This window comes from Roseateles saccharophilus, from assembly GCF_031458095.1.
In the GTDB taxonomy this organism is placed as follows: domain Bacteria; phylum Pseudomonadota; class Gammaproteobacteria; order Burkholderiales; family Burkholderiaceae_C; genus Pelomonas; species Pelomonas saccharophila_A.
Genome location: NZ_JAVDXU010000003.1, coordinates 338,423 through 357,271, shown reverse-complemented (window position 1 = coordinate 357,271; position 18,849 = coordinate 338,423). Strand labels below are relative to the sequence as shown.

Sequence of the window (18,849 nt, the reverse complement as noted above, 5' to 3'; positions counted from 1 at the left end):
GGCAAGACCCTGGTATGCAGGCACGACCCACGGACAACGTCACTGCCTTGCAGGCGGCCCTGGATGAGGCGCGCCAGCAGGTGATCCTGCTGCAGCAGGAGCTCGACGAGACCAACGGCGGCGTGCTGGCCCTGTATGCCGAGCTGGACACGCAGGCCCAGCAACTGCGCCAGGCGACCGAGCTGAAGAGCCGCTTCCTGGCCTATATGAGCCATGAGTTCCGCACGCCGATCTCGTCCATCCGCAGCCTGACACGCCTGCTGCTGGACCGTGTCGACGGGCCGCTGACCGTCGAGCAGGAGCGCCAGATCAACTTCATCCGCACCACGTCGGAGGAGTTCGCCGAGATGGTCAACGACCTGCTGGACCTGGCCAAGGTCGAGGCCGGGCGCATCGACGTGTCGCCGGCCTGGTTCGAGCTGGTCGATCTGTTCGCCGCCCTGCGCGGCATGTTCAAGCCGGTGCTGGTCAACCCCGACGTGCAGCTGATCTTCGAGGAACCCCAGGGCGCCACGCAGCTGTTCACCGACAACGGCAAGCTGTCGCAGATCCTGCGCAACTTCATCTCCAACGCGCTGAAGTTCACCGCCAAGGGCGAGATCCGCGTGTCGGCGGTGCAGCTGGGCGAGGTCATGACCTTCTCGGTCGCAGACACCGGCATGGGCATCGCGGCCGAGTTCCATTCGGCCATCTTCCAGGACTTCTCCCAGCTCGACTCGCCGGCCCAGAAACGCCTGCGCGGCACCGGCCTGGGACTGTCGTTGAGCAAGCGCCTGGCCGAGCTGCTGGGCGGCAGCATCGCCCTGCAGAGCGCGACCGGCAGCGGCTCGATCTTCTCCGTCACCGTACCGCTGAGGCTGGCCGAGGGGCCGGAGGCAGCGGGCTGATCATGAGCGGGCCGCTTTTGCCTGACGCCCCCGTCGTCGCCGATCCGCGCAAGCTGGATCGCTCGCGCCATCGCGTGCTGGTGGTCAACGACGACCCGGTCGGGCGCTACGCCACCGTGCGCCAGCTGCAAGCGGCCGGCTTTCCCGTCGTCGAGGCCGCCAGCGGCATGGAAGCGCTGGCCCTGGCCGACGAGAGCCTGTCGGCCGTCGTGCTGGACATCCACCTGCCCGACATCGACGGCCTGGAAGTCTGCCGCCGTTTGCGCCGCCAGCCCACCACCTTCAAGCTGCCCGTGATCCACCTCACCGCGGCCTATCTGACCGACGAGGACAAGGTGCGTGGCCTGGATTCCGGCGCCGACGCCTACCTGACGCATCCGGTCGAGCCGGCCGTCATCGTCTCGACCATCCAAGCCCTGGTGCGCACGCGCGAAGCCGAGGACGCGATGCGCCACAGCGAGGCCAAGTTCCGCGCCGCCTTTGAGGGGGCGCCGAGCGGCATCGGCCTGCTGGACACGCTGGACGGCAGGCTGCTGGACGTGAACCCGGCCATGCTCGCCCTGCTGGGCCGCACGCAGGCGGAGGTGACGGGGCGGGTGCTGCAGGATTTCGTCGCCGCGGCCGACGCCGGCGCCGCGGCGGCCTTCGTGAGCGGCCTGTCCACCGAAAGCGCGCACGCCGAGTTCCAGCTCGCGCAGCCGGATGGCCGTCTCGTGCCCATCGAATGGGCGGCCGCCACCTACACCGAGCCCGGCATCGCGATGCTGGTGGCGACCGACATCTCGCAGCGTCTGTTGCTGGCGCAGCAGCGCCAGGAGCTGCTGGACCGGGAGCGCAGCGCACGCGGCACGGCCGAGCGCCACAGCCGCCTCAAGGACGACCTCATCGCCGTGCTGTCGCACGAGCTGCGCACGCCGCTGAACGTCATCCTGAACTGGGCCCACATGCTGCAAAAGCGCAGCCAGCCCGAGATGCTCGAACGCGGCTTGGCCGCCATCGAGCGCAATGCCGTCATCCAGGCGCGGCTCATCTCCGACATCCTGGACATGTCGCGCCTGAATCTCGGCAAGCTGCCGCTCAACCTCGACTGGGTGGATGCCGGCAGCATCGTCGCGGCCAGCGTCACGGCCGTGCAGCCCCTGCTGCAGCGCAGCAACCATCACCTGCGCCTGGACCTGCAGCAGGAGGATTTCAAGATCTACGCCGACGACGCCCGCATCCAGCAGGTGCTTTGGAACCTGCTGGGCAACGCCGTCAAGTTCTCGCCCGCGGGCAGCGAGATCACGCTGACGCTGCGGGTCGAGGAGGGCGGCGTGGCCCTCACCGTCGCCGACCAGGGCGAGGGCATTGCCGCGGACTTCCTGCCCTTCGTGTTCGACCGCTTCGCCCAGAGCGATGCGTCCAGCAACCGCCGGCATGGTGGCCTGGGCCTGGGATTGGCCATCGTGAAGAACCTGGTCGAGGCGCATGGCGGACATGTCTCGGTGGCCAGCGCCGGCCGCGCCCAGGGGGCGCAGTTCGCCATCTGGCTGCCGGGGGAACACAGCACGACCTCGCCGGCCGATCTTGGCGCAGCCAGCGCCTTCGGCGCCCAGGGCGCGCCGTCGACGCCGCTGGTGGGGCTGAAGGTGCTGCTGGTGGAGGACGACCTGGAGGCCGGCGCCATGCTGTCCATGATCCTGGGCGAGCAGGGCGTGCAGGTCCAGCACGAGGCCTCGGTGGACGCCGCGCTGCAGAGCCTGGCGGTGAACCGCTTCGACCTGCTGATCAGCGACATCGGCATGCCGGACCGCGACGGCTACGAGCTGATCCGCGAGCTGCGCCAGCGCGAGGGCGGGGGCGCGCGGCTGCCTGCGATCGCGCTGACCGCCTTCTCGCGCCAGACCGATCGCGACAGCACGCTGGCTGCCGGCTTCGATGTCCATCTGGGCAAGCCCGTGCGCCCGCAGCAGTTGCTGACCCAGATCCTGCGCGTCACGGGCATGCGCTAGCACCGCGGCGGCGCTTGTCGCGCCCTTGGCTGACAAGCGGGGCCGACCGGTCGACATACACTGGTTTATGAGCGGCGTCGGACTGCCGATGCCCTGGCCCCACATCCCGACAGGAGGACCTGATGACCGCGGGAAAAACCCGTTCAGCGACTGGCGTGCCCGGCCTGGATGAGGTGCTGCATGGCGGCCTGATTGCCGGGCAGCTCTATCTGGTCGACGGCGAGCCTGGGGCCGGCAAGACGACGCTGGCGCTGCAGTACCTGATGCAGGGCGTGCGCGAGGGCGAGCCCTGCCTTTATGTGACCCTGGGCGAGACGGCCGCCGAGCTGCGTGCCGGGGCGGCGTCGCACGGCTGGGCGCTCGATGGCGTCGAGATCGTGGAACTGGTGGCGGCCGAAAGTGACCTGTTCGGCGACTCCGACCTGACCATGTACCACCCCTCGGAAGTCGAGCTCAGCGAGACGACCCGGCGGGTGCTGGAGGCCGTCGAGCGCTGCAAGCCGCGCCGCATGGTGCTGGACTCGCTGTCCGAGCTGCGCCTGCTGGCCCAGGCTTCGTTGCGCTACCGGCGCCAGATCCTGGCGCTCAAGCAGTTCTTTGTCGGCCGTGGCTGCACCGTGCTGTTCCTGGATGACCGCTCCAGCGAGGGCGCCGACACCCAGCTGCACAGCATCGCCCACGGCGTCATCGCGCTGGAGCGCCACGTGCCGGCCTACGGGCCGGCGCAGCGCCAGTTGCGCATCACCAAGTTCCGCGGCAGCGATTTCATCAGCGGCCAGCAGGATCTGCTGATCCGCCGCGGCGGCCTGGAGGTGTTCCCGCGACTCAGGCCCGGTCAGCATGGCGCGACCTACCAGCGGGACGTCGTGCCCAGTGGTGTCCCCGCGCTGGACCAACTGCTGGGCGGCGGCACCGACCGCGGCACGGCCACGCTGCTGGTCGGCCCGGCCGGCTCCGGCAAATCGACCATCGCTGCCCAATATGCCGTCATGGCGGCCAAGCGGGGCGGCCATGCCGCCATCTTCACCTTCGAGGAAGGCCGCAAGCTGTTGCTGGACCGGCTGGCAAGCCTGGGAATGGTGGCCGAGGAAGGCATAGGTCCCGGCAAGCTGCAGGTGCGCCAGATCGACGCCGCCGAGGTCCTGCCCAGCCAGTTCGCCAACATCGTCCGCACCTCCGTCGAGACCGACGGCGCCAGTGTTGTCGTCATCGACAGCTTGAACGGCTATCTGAACGCCATGCCCGAGGAGCGCGCGCTGGTCACCCAGCTGCACGAGCTGCTGACCTATCTGAACAACCATGGCGTGGCGACTTTCGTCGTGGCGACGCAGTCCGGCATGATGGGATCGAACATGCGCAACCCGGTCGATACCAGCTATCTGGCCGATGCCGTCGTGCTGTTCCGCATGTATGAGCACCACGGCGCGGTGCGCAAGGCCATCTCGGTCATCAAGAAGCGCAGTGGCTGGCATGAGGACACCATCCGCCAGCTCTGGTTCGATGGCGAGGGCGTGCACCTGGGCCCGCCGCTGATGAATCTGCGCGGTGTATTGGCGGGCGTTCCGGTGGAAGTGACGGTGCGGCACGAGGGCGAGCCTGGCGATGATCGAGCCGGACGACGCTGACAGCCGCTCCTACAGCGAACGCGTCATCGTGCTGGCGCCGACGGCGCGTGACAGCGAGGTCACGCGTCGCCTGCTGGCCGAGGCGCGCATCGAAGGGGTCGCCTGCAAAGGGTGGCGGCACGCCGACGAGCTGATGCATGAAGGCGCCGGGGCCTTGATGGTGACCGACTCGGCCTTCGTCGATCCCGGCTTCGCAGTGCTGCTGAACGTGCTGGAGCGCCAGCCGTCCTGGTCCAACCTGCCCGTGCTGGCCTTGTGCCGTCACGGCATGCAGGCGGCGGGGCTGCGCGAGGCCCGGCTGCGCAACCTCACCGTGCTGGACCGGCCCACGTCGACGCGCGTGATGATCAGCGCCGTGCGCACGGCCCTGCGCGGGCGGCGCTGGCAGTACCAGATCCGCGACCAGATCGAGTCCCTGCAGCGTGCCGAGCGCTCGCTGCGCCAGGCCGACCAGCGCAAGGACGAGTTCCTGGCCACGCTGGCGCACGAGCTGCGCAACCCGCTGGCGCCCATCCGGACCGGCCTGCAGCTGCTGGGCGCGAATCCGCCCCAGGATTCGGCCCATGCCAGGAGCGTCACGGAGATGATGAACCGGCAGATGAACCAGCTGCTGCGCCTCATCGACGACCTGCTCGAGGTGTCGCGCATCTCCACCGGCAAGCTCATCCTGCAGCGCGAGCCGCTGGACATGCGGCGTGTCGTCGAGGTGGCGCTGGAGTCCTGCCAGCCGCTGATCGAGCGCGGCGGCCATCACCTCAGCGTGTCGCTGCCGGATGAGGAGCTCTGCGTCGATGGCGACCTGACGCGGTTGGCGCAGTCGCTGAGCAATCTGCTGAACAACGCAGCGAAGTACACGCCGGACGGCGGCAGCATCTGGCTCACGCTGTCGCGCGCCGGCGGCAATGCGGTGCTGACGGTGCGCGACAGCGGCGTGGGCCTGCCCGAGGGCATGACCGACCGCGTCTTCGACATGTTCGCCCAGGTCAATCGTTCGCTGGAGCGCGCCCAGGGCGGCCTCGGCATAGGCCTGGCTCTGGTCAAGAGCCTGGTGTCCCTGCATGGCGGGCGGGTCAGCGCGGCAAGCCCCGGCCCTGGCCTGGGCAGCACCTTCACCCTCGAGCTGCCGCTATTGGCCGCGGACTCCGCGCCGGCGCCGCTGCCGGCCGCCGCCGAGCCCGAGGCAGCCCGGCCGGCGCGCATCCTTGTCGTGGACGACAACGATGACGCGGCGCAGTCGCTGGCCATGCTGCTGTCCCTGTCGGGCCATCAGGTCGAGGTCGAGAACAGCGGCCAGGCCGCGCTGCGAAAGGCGGCCAGCTTTCTGCCGCAGGCCGTGTTCTGCGACGTCGGCATGCCGGGCATGGGCGGCCATGAGTTCGCGACCCTGCTGCGCCAGGACGCGCGCTTTGCGTCCACGCTGCTGGTGGCCCTGACGGGCTGGGGCTCGGAGGAGGACAAGAAGCGCTCGCGGGCCGCCGGCTTCGATGCCCACCTGACCAAGCCGGCCAGCGTGGACGCCGTGACGGCACTGCTGGCGCAGCTCTAGCTCAGCCTTGCCGGTCGCGTGCCGGCAGGGCGTCGCGGAAGGCGTCAAAGCCCTTCCAGGCCGGCACCGGCGGCGTGTAATCCTCGCGCGGCGCATAGACAGAAGCCTCCACCAGGGCCATCTTGTGGATGTAGCGCGGGCAGTTGGGGAAGATGGCGTCGGCCGTCACGCGCACGATGAAGACGGCGCCGGGGAACTGCGCCATCAACTCGTCTTCCGCGCTGAGGCGGGCGCTGCCGTTCACGCGCAGCCGGCGCGGCTTCTCGAAATCGATGAAGAGCAGGCCTACTTGCGGGTTGACGGCGACATTGCCCCAGGAGCGGTACATGCCATTGCCGTCGTAGTCGGGAAAGGCCAGGGTGTTGCCGTCCAGCACGCGCACAAAGCCGGGCAGGCCGCCCTTGTACGAGCAATCGGGCCGGCCGGCCGCGTCGGCGCTGGCGACGAAGAACATCGTGCAACCCTGGATGAAGGCGCGGTCATCGTCGGTGAAGGCGCTGCGCAGCGTGACCTGGGCCAGCCGGTCGGCGATGGCGCGGGTGTCGCGCTCGTCCTGCAGGCGGCGCATGCCGTCGTGGAAAGGGGAGTAGTCCATGGGGGCCTCCTGGGCTCGCGCCGTGCGGGACATTCTGCTCGCCGGCCCCAGAGGCTGGATAGAGGCCTGACGAACGGCCACGCCGCCAAAACCACGCAGAATCCCCGCCAGGCCGAAGATGCGGCCGACTGGAGACAGACGCAATGAAGATGAAGCTGGCTGGGTGGATGCCCCGGAGTCTGGGCATCGCCCTGTTGAGCCTGGCGCTGGGAACGGCCCAGGCCCAGCCGGCGGCAGCCGCCAAGCCCAAGACCGCCGTCCCGCGGCCCGTCGCCATGGCGCCTGCGGCGATCGTCGCGCTTCCAGAGCGTGTGCGCGAACTCGGCGGCATCGAGGAATACCGCCTGCCCAACGGCCTGCAGCTGCTGCTCCTGCCGGACGCCACGCAGACCACCACGACGGTCAACATCACCTATCGCGTCGGCAGCCGCCATGAGGCGCCCGGCGAATACGGCATGGCCCATCTGCTGGAGCACATGCTGTTCAAGGGTACGCAGCGCCAGAAGGACATCCCCGGCGCCATGGCCCAGCGCGGCGTGCGCTTCAACGGCACGACGACGGTGGACCGCACCAACTACTTCGCGAGCTTCAATGCGAACGCCGACACCCTGGCCTTCCTGCTCGACCTGGAGGCCGACCGCATGGTCAACAGCCGTGTCGCCAAGGTCGACCTCGACACCGAGATGACCGTGGTGCGCAACGAGTTCGAGCGTGGCGAGAACCAGCCCTTCGCGGTGCTGAACCAGCGCGTCAGCGCGGCGGCCTTTGCCTGGCACCCCTATGGCCACGCCACCATCGGCCCCAAGAGCGACATCGAGAACGTGCCCATCGAGAAGCTGCAGGCCTTCTACAAGCGCTACTACCGGCCCGACAACGCGACGCTGCTGATTGCCGGCCAGTTCGACAAGGCGGCCACGCTGGCCCTGATCGCCAGGCATTTCGGCGCTGTCGCCCAACCGGCCGTGCCCATTCCCCAGCCCTACACGGTGGAGCCGGCCCAGGACGGCGAGCGCACCGTGGTCGTGCGCCGGGTCGGTGGCCAGCCCATCCTGCTGGCGGTCTACCACGTGCCGGCCATCACCCACCCGGACACGCCGGCCCTGGTCGTCTACGGCCTGTTGATGAGCCTGCAGCCCAGCGGCCAGCTCTACAAGCAGCTCGTCGAGCCCAAGCTGGCCCTGGCGGCTGGCATTGCCGGCGTCGGTGGCGCCGACCCCGGCACCATCGCCGCCTTCGCGGCCCTGCCGCCGGGCGCCGAGGTGGACAAGATCGAGGCCCAGCTGCTGGACCTGGCCGAAGGCCGCACGGCCAAGCCGTTTGACGAGAGCGAGCTGGCGCGGGTGCGCGACATCGCCGTCAACAGCTACCGCCAGCAGATGAAGAACCCCGAGGCCCTGATCCAGCAGATCTCCGGCCTCATCGCCGCCGGCGACTGGCGGCTGCTGTTCCAGCTGATGGAGGACATCCCCAAGGTCACGCTGGCCGATGTAGAGCGCGTGCGCACCGCCTACTTCAAGCCCGCCAACCGCACCCTGGGCCGCTATCTGCCGGTCGACAAGGTCGAACGCGTGGAGATTCCCGCCGCGCCGGCCCTGGCCCAGCGCCTGGCCCAACTCAAGGGACCGCCCCAGGTGGAGGAGGGCGAGCAGCTCGACCCCGTGCCCGCCGTGCTCGAGACGCGCATGAGCCGCAGCACCCTGCCCAGCGGCATCCACTTGCACACGCTGAAGAAGCAGACCCGCGGCAACACCGTGGTGCTGCAGATGCAGCTGCGCTGGGGTGAACGCGACGCGACCTTCGTGCGCAACGGCACCGGCATGGTCGGCTCGCTGATGGACGAGGGGAGCAGCGGCTATACCAAGCAACAGCTGCAGGACGCCATGATCAAGCTGCGCGCCAACCTCAACGTCACCAGCTACGACCAGGGCGCCACCATCTTCCTCAGCGCCGAGCGCGACACCCTGCTGCCGGCGCTGCGCGTGGCGGCCGATGCCCTGCGCAAGCCGCTGTTCCCGCAGGACGCCTTCGATCGCGAGATCAAGTCGGCCATCGCCGGCATCGAGGCCTCGCGCCAGGAGCCCAGCGTGCTGCGCCAGGAAGCCACGCGCGGCCACTACAACAAGGCGCGCGGCGTCACCCTGGGCCATCCCGACTATGTGATGAGCGTGGACGAACGCATCGCCAACCTGAAGGCGACGACGCTGGAGGAGATCAAGCGCTTCTACGCCGACTACTGGAGCTTCAACGAGGCCCAGGTCAGCGTCGTCGGTGCCTTGCCTGACGGCTTGGGCGCCGAGGTCGACAAGCTGTTTGGCGACTGGAAGAAGCCCGCGGCGCCGAAGTTCGTGCGCCACATCCCCCAGCATGTCGTCGTGCCGCCGGCGCGCTTCGACGCCATCGCCCGCGACAAGGCCAACGCCATCGTGCGCCTGCACGAGACCCTGCCGCTGAACAGCGAAGAGCCCGACTACGCGGCCCTCGAGCTGGCTGTGCACATCTTCGGCGGCGGCGGGCTGGAGAGCCGGCTCTCGGAGCGGGTGCGGCAGAAGGAGGGGCTGACCTATGGCATCGGCGCCTCGCTGAGCGCCAGCCATTGGGGCAATGCGGGCAGCTTTGCCATCCAGGCCAGCTATGCGCCGGACAAGCGCGAGCGCGTCATCGCGGTCGTGCAGGAGGAAGTGGCGCGCATGGCCAAGGACGGTGTCACCGCGGCGGAACTGGAGCGCGCCAAGAAGGACATCCTGGAAGGCCGCAAGCAGGGCCGCGCCGACCCCGGCGCGCTGGCCGGCGGCCTGACCAGCCTGGCCGAGCGCGGCGAGACCTGGGCCGCGGCCCAGAAGCGCGACGAGGCGCTGGCGGCCGTCAGCGTCGAGCAGGCCAACGCGGCCTGGCGCAAACACATCAAGGCAGAGAGTTTCATCATTTCGACAGCTGGCGATTTCAAGATTCCGTAGAGTTGCCTAACTGCCCGTCACCGGAGACTGCAATGAAGATCGATCCCTATCTGTTCTTCAACGGCCGCTGCGAAGAAGCCATCGAGTTCTACAAGAAGGCCTTGAACGCCAAGGTGGAATTCATGATGCGCAACTCCGAGAGCCCGGAGCCGCCGCCCGAGGGCATGCTGCCGCCGGGCTCGGAGCACAAGATCATGCATGCCTCCGTGCATATCGGCGGGGCCCTGGTCATGATGTCCGACGGCATGTGCGACGGCAACATGGCCTTCAAAGGCTTCTCGCTGTCGCTGGACTGCCCCGACGCCGACGCCGCCCGCGAGGCCTTTGCGGCCCTGGCCGATGGCGGCCAGATCAGCATGCCGCTGAGCAAGACCTTCTGGGCACCGCTGTTCGGCATGGTCAACGACCGCTTCGGCGTGGGCTGGATGGTCGGTGTATCGGACAATGCGGAGTGACCATTGCAGTACAGCTCCCCGCCCACCTGAAGGCCGATTGCTCGGCCTGCGTGGCGCTGTGCTGCGTGATCCCGCCTTTCGACGCCGAACAGGGCTTCGGTTTTGACAAGCCCGCCGAGACGCCCTGCGGGCATCTCTGCGCCGACCACCGCTGCGGCATCCATGACGCGCTGATCCCGCGCGGCTTCGAGGGCTGCGTGGCCTTCGACTGCCTGGGCGCCGGCCAGCGCCTCACCGCCTTGGCTCTGGAGCGCTTCGGCAGCGCCGACTGGCGCGCCCGGCCCGAGGTGGCCCGCTGGCTGTTCGCGGCCTACCCGCGCATGCGCGAGGTTCAGGAATGGCTGGCCCGGCTCAGCCTGGCGGCCACCGTGTCAGGCCTGGACGGGTTGCGAGAATTGGCGGCCGAACTCGAAGCCGAGACGCCGCGCTGGCCGGACTGGACTCCCGCGGAGCAGGGCGCCTGGCAGGCCCGCGTGCGTGCCGCGCTCGCGCCGCTGGCCGCGAAGACAACTTCAAGGAATTGATGCAATCCATGGAATCAGCGAAATCCACTCTGGCCGTGGCCCTGGCCGATGAGCGCCTGGGCAAGGGTTGGCAACGCTCGAGCACGCGCATCCGCGTGGTGGCCGTCCTGTGCAGCCTGCTGGCCGCCCTCGTCATGTACGGGCTGTTCGAGCGCTTCCGCGTCTCCCAGGGCGATTCCAGGCCGCAGCGGCAGACGATCGCGGAGATCGACCTGCGCATCGGCAATCCGGCAGGCGCCGCGGAGCGGGGCGAGGCCAAGGCGCGGATGGACGTCGAGGCCGGCCGCTTGCAGCTGGAGGTTTTCGGTGCCGCAACGCCCGCGGCCCGGGCGCAAAGCCTGAAGCAGCGCTACGGCTTCGCCTGGGTCATCAAGGGCAAGGAAGCCGATTCGCTGACCCAGGCCCATGCCGACGCCTACAACCGCGTGATGCAGGCCGAGATCGAGCGCCGCCACGGCCGCGAGGTGCTGGACCAGCTGATGAGCGAACGCGGCATCAGCCCCGTCAAACCGAAGGAAGGCGCATGAAGCTCATCGGCATGCTGGACTCCCCCTATGTGCGCCGCGTCGCCATCTCGATGCGGCTGCTGGGCCTGCCCTTCGAGCACGCAGCCATCTCGGTATTCCGCGGCTTCGATGCCTTCCAGCAGATCAACCCCGTCGTCAAGGCGCCGACGCTGATCTGCGACGACGGCACGGTGCTGATGGATTCGACGCTGCTGCTGCAATACGTGGAAAGCCTCGCCGGCCGCAGCCTGCTGCCGCGCGACAGCGCCGCGCTGGCCCGCGAACTGAGGCTGATCGGCCTGGCGCTGGCGGCCTGCGAGAAGTCGGCCCAGATCGTCTACGAGCGCGCCCTGCGTCCGGCGGAGAAACGCCACGACCCGTGGGTGCAGCGCGTCACCGGCCAGTTGCTTGCGGCCTATGGCGAACTCGAGCGCGAGCTGGCCTCGCGATCTTTGGACGCGACGGCGCAAGGTCTGAGCCAGGCGGGCATCACCGTCAGCACCGCATGGACGTTCACGCAATCCGTGCTGGCCGCCCAGGTGGCTGCGACGGACTTTCCCGCCCTGTCGGCCCTCTCAGCGGCCTGCGAGGACTTGCCGGTCTTGCGCGCCATTCCCTGCGACGACGCCGTCGAGCTGAGCTGATGGCCAGCCGCCCGTCGCAGACCGTCTATGTCTTCCAGGGCGGTGGTGCCCTGGGCGCCTATCAGGCCGGCTTTGTCGAGGCGCTGGAGGATGCGAACCTGCCGCCGCACTGGCTGGTCGGCACCTCCATCGGCGCCATCAATGCGGCCCTGATCGCCGGCAATGCACCGGCTGACCGCCTGCCGGCGCTGCGCAAGTTCTGGGACGGCGTGACGCGGCCCGGCTTTGCGCCGCATCTGCCGGCCAGCCCCTTCACCGCCGCCTGGCAGACCTGGCAGACGCTGACCACCGGCATCCCCGGCTTCTTCCGCCCGCGCGGCCCCCAGGCCTGGGACATGAACCGCCATGCGCCGCTGACCGAACTCGGCTTCTACGACACTGCGCCGCTGGCTGCGACGCTGCGTGAGCTGGTGGATTTCGACCGCATCGCCGCTGCCGAGGTGCGGCTGACGCTGTGCGCCGTCAATGTGCGCACCGGCAACCTGGCCCTGTTCGACAACCGCGATGGCAAGACACGCATCACGCCCGAGCATGTGATGGCCAGCGGTGCCCTGCCGCCCGGCTTCGCGCCGGTGCAGATCGGCAAGGACGCCTACTGGGACGGCGGCATCTACTCCAACACGCCGCTGGACGTGGTGCTGGACGACAGCGAGCGCCGCGACACCCTGTGCTTCATGGTCGACCTGTGGGACGCCAGCGAGGCCGCGCCCAGCACCATGGCCGGCGCGCTGACGCGCTACAAGGACATCCAGTACGCCAGCCGCATCCTCGAGCACCTGGACGACCATGAGCGCCTGCAGAACCTGCGCCGCGCCCTGCGCATCGTCGGCCACAAGCTTGACGCCAAGACGGCCGCCGACCCCGCCATCAAGGAGCTGCTGGCCCTGGGCTGCGACTCGCGCATCGACGTCGTCCACCTCGTCATGCAGGCCCTGCCCGGCGAGGATTCCTGGCGCGACATCGACTTCTCCGACTCGCGCCTGCGCGCCCGCTGGGGCGCTGGCCTGAAGGATGGGCGGCGCATGCTGGAGCGGGCACCTTGGAAGGCGCCGGCCCGCGAGCGCGTCGGCATGCGGGTGCACATGCTGGACGGCGACTAAGCGTTCGCGACAGCGTTCAGCTTCTCCACCGTCGCCCAGTTGCGCGTCGTGCCGCCGTCGCCGAGCTTCTTCAGCAGGGCGACCCCTGCCTTGCTTTCCAGGATGCCGTGGGCGCACCACAGATAGGCGGCGTGCTCGGTGACGATCAGGCGCTCGTCGCCCTGGACCGTGACGGAGGATGCGGCTTGCAGTGCGGCGGCGTCGGTCGTCACCGCGACGAGCAGGCGGCTGGGATCGTCGGCCCCGTCAATGCCATGGCCCGCCGCGATGGCGGCCCATTCGGCGGCCGTCTTCAAGATGACGGCGGCATCGACGCCGAGCTGCTCGAGCACGGCCGCGCGGATCTTGTCGGCGCTGAGCTTCTTCTTCGAGTCAAAGACGGCGTTGCCGCTGTTCAGCAGCGTCTGCACATCCGTCGCGCCGAGTTCGGCGAGCACAACCTTGAGATCGGCCATGGCCAGGCGCTTGGCCTTGCCGACATTGATGCCACGCCAGAGGGCGACATAGCGCACTTCAGGGCTCCCGGGTGAAGACGAGCCTGCCACCGACCCAGGTCTGCAGCACCCGCGTCTTGAGCAGGGCTGCCGGCGAAGACGTCAGCGGGTCGCGGTCGGCGAGGATGAAGTCGGCGCGGTGGCCAGGAGTCAGCAGGCCCAGGTCCTTTTCCGCATGGGCCGCGAAGGCCGCGCCGCGGGTGAAGCAGTCCAGGGCCTGCACGGGGTTGAGCGCCTGCTGGCGGTACCAGCCGCCGACCGGCTTGCCGGCCGCGTCCTCGCGCGTGATGGCGGCATACAGGCCCGCCCAGGGGCTGGGCTCCTCGACCGGGAAGTCGGAGCCGCAGGCCAGGCTGGCGCCGCTCTTGAGCAGGCGCTGCCAGGCATAGGCGCCCTGGATGCGCTGCGCGCCGACGCGGTCCTCGGCCATGTTCATGTCGGACGTCGCATGCGTGGGCTGGATGGAGGCGATGACCTGATTCTTGGCGAAGCGCGGGATGTCGGTGAGCGCGATGACCTGGGCATGCTCGATGCGGTGGCGCAGCTGCGTACTGCGGGAGCCCATCTCCTTGGCCAGGGCCTCGTAGCCGGCCAGGGCCTGGCGGTTGGCCGCATCGCCGATGGCATGGACATTGACCTGGAAGCCGGCCTTGGCGGCGGCGCGCATCTGCGCCAGCAGCTCGGCATCGCTGCGGAACAGCAGGCCGCGGGTCTGCGGGGCATCGGCATAGGGTGCGAGCAGGGCCGCGCCACGGCTGCCCAAGGCGCCGTCGGCAAACAGCTTGACGGCGCGCAAGGCGTAGTGGCCATTGCCGAGGTCCGGCAAGGGGCCGGCGGCGCGCAGTCGGGCCATGAAGGCCTCGTCGCTGCCGCGGGCCATGCCATAGATGCGCATCTGGAGCTGGCCGGCCGCGGCACGCTGACGCAGCAACTGATCGGCGGCTGCCGAGATGCCAGCGTCGTGGGCGCTGGTGATGCCCAGCGACAGCAGTTCGCGCTCGGCGGTGTCGAGATTGGCCGCCAGCTCGGCCGCATCCTCGGCCGGGATCTGGCGTTCGACCAGGCCCATGGCGGCGTCGACCAGCACGCCGGTGGGCTCGCCGCTGGCGTCTCGCTCGATGCGGCCGCCGGCCGGGTCGGGCGTGTCGCGCGTGATGCCGGCCAGTTGCAGGGCGCGGCCGTTGGCCCAGCCGGCGTGGCCGTCGACGCGGGTGAGGAAAACGGGGCGCTGGCTCTCTGCCGTATCGAGTTCGGCAGCGGTGGGGAAGCGATCCAGCTTCCAGACGGCCTGGTTCCAGCCGCCGCCGGTGATCCAGGCCACCTCGGGCCTGGCTTCGGCGTGGGTCTTGATCGCAGCCAATGCGGCGGTGAGGTCGGCCGTGTCGCGCAACTGCAGGCTGCGCCGCGCGGCGCCGAGGGACAGCACATGGCCGTGGGCGTCGATGAGGCCGGGCATCAGCACGCGGCCGCCGGCGTCCACGCGCTGCATGTCGCCGGCCGGCAGTTCACCCAGCTTGCCGATGGCGATCACGCGGCCGTCGGCGCCCACCTGCATGGCATCGAAGCGGATGACGCGGCCGCGCTCATCGAGGGTCAGGCCGCGGGCGTTGTGGACGAGGAGGCCTTGGGCGGAAACGGCACCGCCGCTGAGCGTCAGCACAGCGGCGGCAAATAATGTCTTGAATGGCATGCACGCAGTCTCGGCCATCGAGGCTTGATTGCGTATCGGTTGCTCTACTGTGGTGATCCCAGCGGCAAACCGGTGATGGGTCTACACAGCGGCTGTCGCGGAACCGGCTTTGCTGGGCCGCTGACAGCGCCCCCTCGAGGGGGCCGGCGAAGCCGGTAGGGGGTGGGCGATCCCTGCATGCCGGCAGTCGGCGACGCAGCCGGTTCGGGCATCAGCTCATGCCCTGATGAGGGGCTTACTTGCCGAGGCAGTTGGCGTTGTAGGCCTCTTCGGCCGCCTTCTTGTTGAGTCTCTCGGTCTCGTTCTCGACGCGGCGGTTGCGCAGCGAATCGCGCAGCGCCATGCATTTTTCTTGCAGACGGTCGGCGTCCTGGCGCGAGCGCTCGGCCTCGGCGCGCAGGGCCAACTGGTTTTCACGTTCCTTGCGCTTGGCGTCGCTGGCCAGGCGTCGGGCGTACTGGTCGTCCTCGCTGCAATCGCGCGAATATTCGCGGCGCAGGTCGTTGACCGTGCTGTAGCCGACACCGCGGGCGGGCGCGGTGCGGATGGCATCGCTGAGTTCCGCGCAGCGCTGGCTGAGATAGCGGTGGTGCTCCGGCGCCGGCTCCATGCTCGGAGGCGGCGTCTGGTAGGAAGACGGCATGCGAGCCGGGCCGATGGAGCCCATCGGCGGCGGACTGCTGCCGGCGCAGGGCTTGTCGGTCAGGACGACGCTGCCGCTGACTTCGCAGCGGTAGGTCGCCGCGAAGGCGGCAGGCGAAAGGCTGAGGAGGGCTAGCAGCGCCGGCAGGATTCGAAGGCTCATGGTTCAGTGGTTGTCCCTGAACCCTGAATTGTCTTGGCCGCCGTCCGGGACCGGCCACCCTCAAGCGGGTGGAATTCCCGTTCCCGCCTCGCCGGCGTGAGACTTTTTTCGCGCTGTCCTCAACTCATGCCCTGGTGGCGCAGCAGCGCATCGATGCGAGGCTCGCGACCGCGGAAGGCCTTGAAGTTGTCGATGGCGTCGCGCGCCCCGCCTTGCTCCAGCACCTCGTTCAAGAAACGCTTGCCGGTGGCGGCGTTGAAGACGCCTTCTTCCTCGAAGGCACTCCAGGCATCGGCGCTGAGCAGCTCGGCCCACTTGTAGCTGTAATAGCCCGCTGCATAGCCGCCCGCGAAGATGTGGGAGAAGCTGTGCTGGAAGCGGTTGAAGGCCGGCGGGATCAGCACGGCGACCTCGGCGCGGACTTCATCCAGCACCTTCTGCACATGGCTTTCAGCGCCCGGCTCGCCATGCAGGCGCATGTCGAACAGCGCGAACTCGATCTGGCGCAGCGTCATCAGCCCGCTCTGGAAATTCTTGGCCGCGGTCATCTTGTCGAACAGCTCGCGCGGCAGCGGCTCACCGCTGTCCACATGGCCGCTCAACTGCTGCAGCACATCCCATTCCCAGCAGAAGTTCTCCATGAACTGGCTGGGCAGTTCGACCGCGTCCCACTCGACGCCCGAGATCCCCGACACGCCGAGGTCGTTGACCTGGGTCAGCATGTGGTGCAGGCCGTGGCCGAACTCGTGGAAGAGGGTGATGACGTCGTCGTGGGTCAACAGGGCCGGCTTGTCGCCGACGGGCGAAGCGAAGTTGCATGTCAGCAGGGCGACGGGCGTCTGCTGCTCACCCGTGGGCTTGAGCCAGCGGCTGCGCACCTCGTCCATCCAGGCGCCGGGGCGCTTGCCGTTGCGGGCATAGAGGTCGAGGTAGAACTGGGCGATGAGCTGGCCGTTGCGGCGCATCTCGTAGAACTTGACGGTCTCGTGCCAGACCGAGGCGTGGGCCTCGCTGATGGACACGTCGAAGAGGCGCTCGATGATGGAAAAAAGGCCACCGACGACCTTGGGCGCCGTGAAGTACTGCTTCACCGTCTGGTCGCTGAAGGCGTAGCGGGCTTCCTTGAGCTTCTCGCTCCAGTAGGAGACGTCCCAGGACTCGAGCGGCTGGCCCTTGCTGAACTCGCGCAGCTCGGCGAGATCCTTTTCGGCGAAGGGGCGGGCACGCCGGGCGAGGTCGCGCAGGAAGCTCGTCACCTCGGCCGGCGTGGATGCCATCTTGGGCGCCAGCGACACCTCGGCAAAGCTCTTGTAGCCCAGCAGCTGGGCCTCTTCCTGGCGCAGGGCGACGATCTCGCGCATGGCGGCGGTGTTGTCCCACTCGGGCTTGCCGCCGGATTCCTGGATATCGCTCGCACGCGTCACATAGGCACGGTAGAGCTTTTCGCGCAGGCCCCGGTTCTCGGCGTACTGCATGACGGGCAGATAGACCGGGAAATGCAGCGTCAGCTTATGGCCGCCGTCGTCGAGGCGGGTGGCGTCCAGCACGTCCTGGGGCACGCCAGCCAGCTCCTCAGCCGTGGCGACATGGCTCCAGCCGTCGGTGGCATCCAGCACATGCTCGCTGAACTGCTGCTGCAATTCGGCGCTGCGCTCCTGGATGGCGGCATAGCGCTCGCGGGCCGCACCCTGCAGCTCGGCGCCGGACAGCACGAAGTTGCGGATGGCGTGCTTGAGCACCTGCTGGCGGGGCGCGCTCAAGGACGCGCCCTGGGCGGCCATGACCGCCTTGTACTTGGCGAACAGTGCCTCGTTGGCGCCCATGGCCGTGCTGAACTCGGTGACGGCCGGCAGCATGGCGTTGAAGGCCTCGCGCAGGGCCGGCGTGTCGGCGACGGCATTCAGGTGGCCGACGGCGCCCCAGGCGGTGCCCAGGCGTTCGGTGGCCGTGTCGAGGATGCGCGAGAGGACGTCGTAGTCGGCCGGCGTTTCCGGATGGGTGGCTTCGTCCAGGGCGGCCTGGGCGGCGGCCAGCAGTTCGGTGATGGCCGGCTTGACGTGCTCGGGCGTGATGGCCGCGAACTCGGGCAGGGCGGCGGTGGACAGCAGGGGATTCGTCATGGTCAGGCGGACTTGAGGCTTCGCTCCGCGGATTCAAGCGTGTTCACGAGCAACATGGCAATGGTCATAGGACCCACGCCACCGGGAACCGGAGTGATCCAGCCTGCCACGTCCTTGACGCCGTCGAAATCCACGTCGCCGCAGAGCTTGCCTTCATCGTTGCGGTTCATGCCGACGTCGATGACGACGGCGCCGGGCTTGACCATATCAGCCGTCAGCACATTGCGCTTGCCCACGGCAGCGACGATGACATCGGCCTGGCGGGTCATCTCGCCGAGGTTGGCGGTGCCGCTGTGGCAGATGGTGACGGTGGCATTGGCGGCCAGCAGCATCATGGCCATGGGCTTGCCGACGATATTGCTGCGGCCGATGACGACGGCGTGCTTGCCCTTGAGGTTGGCCATGCCGATGCTCTCCAGCATCTTCATGCAACCATAAGGGGTGCAGGCCTTGAAGCCGGGCTCACCCACCATCAGCGCACCGGCGCTGGCGACGTGGAAGCCGTCCACATCCTTGGCCGGCGAGATGGACTCGATGACCTTGTGGTCGTCGATGTGCTTGGGCAGGGGCAGTTGCACCAGGATGCCGTGGATGGTCGGGTCGTTGTTCAGGGCCTCGACGCGGGCCAGCAGCTCGGCTTCGCTCATGGAGGCGTCGTACTTCTCCAGCACCGAATGGATGCCCGCCTCCTCGCAGGCCTTGACCTTGTTGCGCACATAGACCTGGCTGGCCGGGTTGTCGCCCACGAGCACGACGGCGAGGCCGGGCTGGCGGCCCTGGGCGGTCAGCGCAGCGGCGCGTTGGGCGACTTCGGCGCGGGTGGCCTTGGACAGGGCGAGGCCGTCGATCAGTTGGGCGGTCATGAACTACTCCGGAGAAATGCAAAAGGCCGCTGGGGTGCAGCGGCCTTCGA

16 protein-coding genes are annotated in these 18,849 nt (G+C 68.8%); 10 read left to right on the top strand and 6 right to left on the bottom strand.

Annotated elements, in window-relative coordinates; genetic code table 11:
- Positions 1-14: 14 nt before the first annotated feature.
- The 4 genes from J2X20_RS20645 to J2X20_RS20630 all read left to right on the top strand — a co-directional run bounded on the left by J2X20_RS20645 (position 15) and on the right by J2X20_RS20630 (position 6,049).
- Entirely contained in the window at positions 15-887 is an 873-nt protein-coding gene (locus tag J2X20_RS20645) for a sensor histidine kinase (protein WP_310268772.1), read from the top strand.
- Between the two features lie 2 nt (positions 888-889).
- Positions 890-2,878 (top strand): hybrid sensor histidine kinase/response regulator, encoded by a 1,989-nt coding sequence (locus J2X20_RS20640; RefSeq protein WP_310268769.1) that lies wholly within the window; start codon positions 890-892, stop codon positions 2,876-2,878.
- A gap of 122 nt (positions 2,879-3,000) precedes the next feature.
- A complete protein-coding gene (locus J2X20_RS20635; RefSeq protein WP_310268766.1) occupies positions 3,001-4,503 on the top strand; it encodes a DUF7125 family protein in 1,503 nt (500 codons plus the stop codon).
- Positions 4,481-6,049: a hybrid sensor histidine kinase/response regulator gene (locus J2X20_RS20630; RefSeq protein WP_310268763.1), complete on the top strand. Its 1,569-nt coding sequence runs from the start codon at positions 4,481-4,483 to the stop codon at positions 6,047-6,049. The genes J2X20_RS20635 and J2X20_RS20630 overlap by 23 nt, the downstream gene beginning before the upstream one ends.
- Before the next feature lies 1 nt (position 6,050).
- On the opposite strand, the gene J2X20_RS20625 is transcribed toward J2X20_RS20630, so the two are convergent.
- The gene (locus tag J2X20_RS20625; protein ID WP_310268760.1) at positions 6,051-6,644 is read right to left on the bottom strand and encodes a pyridoxamine 5'-phosphate oxidase family protein; all 594 of its coding nucleotides are present in this window, start codon (positions 6,642-6,644) and stop codon (positions 6,051-6,053) included.
- A gap of 143 nt (positions 6,645-6,787) precedes the next feature.
- Between J2X20_RS20625 and J2X20_RS20620 the strand changes: the two genes are divergently transcribed.
- Genes J2X20_RS20620 through J2X20_RS20595 form a run of 6 tightly spaced genes read left to right on the top strand, consistent with a single transcriptional unit; the run spans position 6,788 to position 12,827 of the window.
- Positions 6,788-9,598 (top strand): M16 family metallopeptidase, encoded by a 2,811-nt coding sequence (locus J2X20_RS20620; protein ID WP_310268756.1) that lies wholly within the window; start codon positions 6,788-6,790, stop codon positions 9,596-9,598.
- A 32-nt stretch (positions 9,599-9,630) separates the two neighbouring features.
- Positions 9,631-10,053, top strand: coding sequence for a VOC family protein (locus J2X20_RS20615; RefSeq protein WP_310268753.1), 423 nt, complete (start codon positions 9,631-9,633; stop codon positions 10,051-10,053).
- The gene (locus J2X20_RS20610; protein WP_310268751.1) at positions 10,050-10,577 is read left to right on the top strand and encodes a hypothetical protein; all 528 of its coding nucleotides are present in this window, start codon (positions 10,050-10,052) and stop codon (positions 10,575-10,577) included. The genes J2X20_RS20615 and J2X20_RS20610 overlap by 4 nt, the downstream gene beginning before the upstream one ends.
- Positions 10,578-10,585: 8 nt before the next feature.
- Positions 10,586-11,104: a hypothetical protein gene (locus J2X20_RS20605; RefSeq protein WP_310268748.1), complete on the top strand. Its 519-nt coding sequence runs from the start codon at positions 10,586-10,588 to the stop codon at positions 11,102-11,104.
- Complete coding sequence (locus tag J2X20_RS20600) at positions 11,101-11,727, top strand: glutathione S-transferase (RefSeq protein WP_310268746.1); 627 nt, start codon at positions 11,101-11,103, stop codon at positions 11,725-11,727. The genes J2X20_RS20605 and J2X20_RS20600 overlap by 4 nt, the downstream gene beginning before the upstream one ends.
- Positions 11,727-12,827 carry a patatin-like phospholipase family protein gene (locus tag J2X20_RS20595; protein WP_310268743.1) on the top strand — a complete coding sequence of 367 codons (1,101 nt, stop codon included), beginning with the start codon at positions 11,727-11,729 and terminating at the stop codon, positions 12,825-12,827. Before J2X20_RS20600 ends, J2X20_RS20595 begins: the two co-directional genes overlap by 1 nt.
- Here the strand turns inward: J2X20_RS20595 and J2X20_RS20590 are convergent.
- From J2X20_RS20590 to folD, 5 genes are all read right to left on the bottom strand, one after another.
- The gene (locus tag J2X20_RS20590; RefSeq protein ID WP_310268740.1) at positions 12,824-13,339 is read right to left on the bottom strand and encodes a DUF1697 domain-containing protein; all 516 of its coding nucleotides are present in this window, start codon (positions 13,337-13,339) and stop codon (positions 12,824-12,826) included. The genes J2X20_RS20595 and J2X20_RS20590 overlap by 4 nt on opposite strands.
- 1 nt (position 13,340) lies before the next feature.
- Positions 13,341-15,011 (bottom strand): amidohydrolase, encoded by a 1,671-nt coding sequence (locus J2X20_RS20585; RefSeq protein WP_310268738.1) that lies wholly within the window; start codon positions 15,009-15,011, stop codon positions 13,341-13,343.
- Between the two features lie 235 nt (positions 15,012-15,246).
- Positions 15,247-15,816 carry a hypothetical protein gene (locus tag J2X20_RS20580; protein WP_310268736.1) on the bottom strand — a complete coding sequence of 190 codons (570 nt, stop codon included), beginning with the start codon at positions 15,814-15,816 and terminating at the stop codon, positions 15,247-15,249.
- Between the two features lie 119 nt (positions 15,817-15,935).
- Positions 15,936-17,936, bottom strand: coding sequence for a M3 family metallopeptidase (locus tag J2X20_RS20575; protein ID WP_310268733.1), 2,001 nt, complete (start codon positions 17,934-17,936; stop codon positions 15,936-15,938).
- 2 nt (positions 17,937-17,938) lie between these two features.
- On the bottom strand, positions 17,939-18,799 hold the full coding sequence (folD, locus tag J2X20_RS20570) for a bifunctional methylenetetrahydrofolate dehydrogenase/methenyltetrahydrofolate cyclohydrolase FolD (RefSeq protein WP_310268731.1): 861 nt from the start codon (positions 18,797-18,799) through the stop codon (positions 17,939-17,941).
- Between the last annotated feature and the right edge of the window lie 50 nt (positions 18,800-18,849).

What these genes read in the sequence shown, in the direction of transcription:
- J2X20_RS20580 (WP_310268736.1), bottom strand. Translation starts at nt 15,816, where the DNA reads ATGAGCCTTCGAATCCTGCCGGCGCTGCTAGCCCTCCTCAGCCTTTCG.
- J2X20_RS20625 (WP_310268760.1), bottom strand. Translation starts at nt 6,644, where the DNA reads ATGGACTACTCCCCTTTCCACGACGGCATGCGCCGCCTGCAGGACGAG.
- J2X20_RS20605 (WP_310268748.1), top strand. Translation starts at nt 10,586, where the DNA reads ATGGAATCAGCGAAATCCACTCTGGCCGTGGCCCTGGCCGATGAGCGC.
- J2X20_RS20645 (WP_310268772.1), top strand. Translation starts at nt 15, where the DNA reads ATGCAGGCACGACCCACGGACAACGTCACTGCCTTGCAGGCGGCCCTG.
- J2X20_RS20630 (WP_310268763.1), top strand. Translation starts at nt 4,481, where the DNA reads ATGATCGAGCCGGACGACGCTGACAGCCGCTCCTACAGCGAACGCGTC.
- J2X20_RS20575 (WP_310268733.1), bottom strand. Translation starts at nt 17,936, where the DNA reads ATGACGAATCCCCTGCTGTCCACCGCCGCCCTGCCCGAGTTCGCGGCC.
- J2X20_RS20635 (WP_310268766.1), top strand. Translation starts at nt 3,001, where the DNA reads ATGACCGCGGGAAAAACCCGTTCAGCGACTGGCGTGCCCGGCCTGGAT.
- J2X20_RS20600 (WP_310268746.1), top strand. Translation starts at nt 11,101, where the DNA reads ATGAAGCTCATCGGCATGCTGGACTCCCCCTATGTGCGCCGCGTCGCC.
- J2X20_RS20640 (WP_310268769.1), top strand. Translation starts at nt 890, where the DNA reads ATGAGCGGGCCGCTTTTGCCTGACGCCCCCGTCGTCGCCGATCCGCGC.
- J2X20_RS20615 (WP_310268753.1), top strand. Translation starts at nt 9,631, where the DNA reads ATGAAGATCGATCCCTATCTGTTCTTCAACGGCCGCTGCGAAGAAGCC.
- J2X20_RS20585 (WP_310268738.1), bottom strand. Translation starts at nt 15,011, where the DNA reads ATGCCATTCAAGACATTATTTGCCGCCGCTGTGCTGACGCTCAGCGGC.
- J2X20_RS20620 (WP_310268756.1), top strand. Translation starts at nt 6,788, where the DNA reads ATGAAGATGAAGCTGGCTGGGTGGATGCCCCGGAGTCTGGGCATCGCC.
- folD (WP_310268731.1), bottom strand. Translation starts at nt 18,799, where the DNA reads ATGACCGCCCAACTGATCGACGGCCTCGCCCTGTCCAAGGCCACCCGC.
- J2X20_RS20595 (WP_310268743.1), top strand. Translation starts at nt 11,727, where the DNA reads ATGGCCAGCCGCCCGTCGCAGACCGTCTATGTCTTCCAGGGCGGTGGT.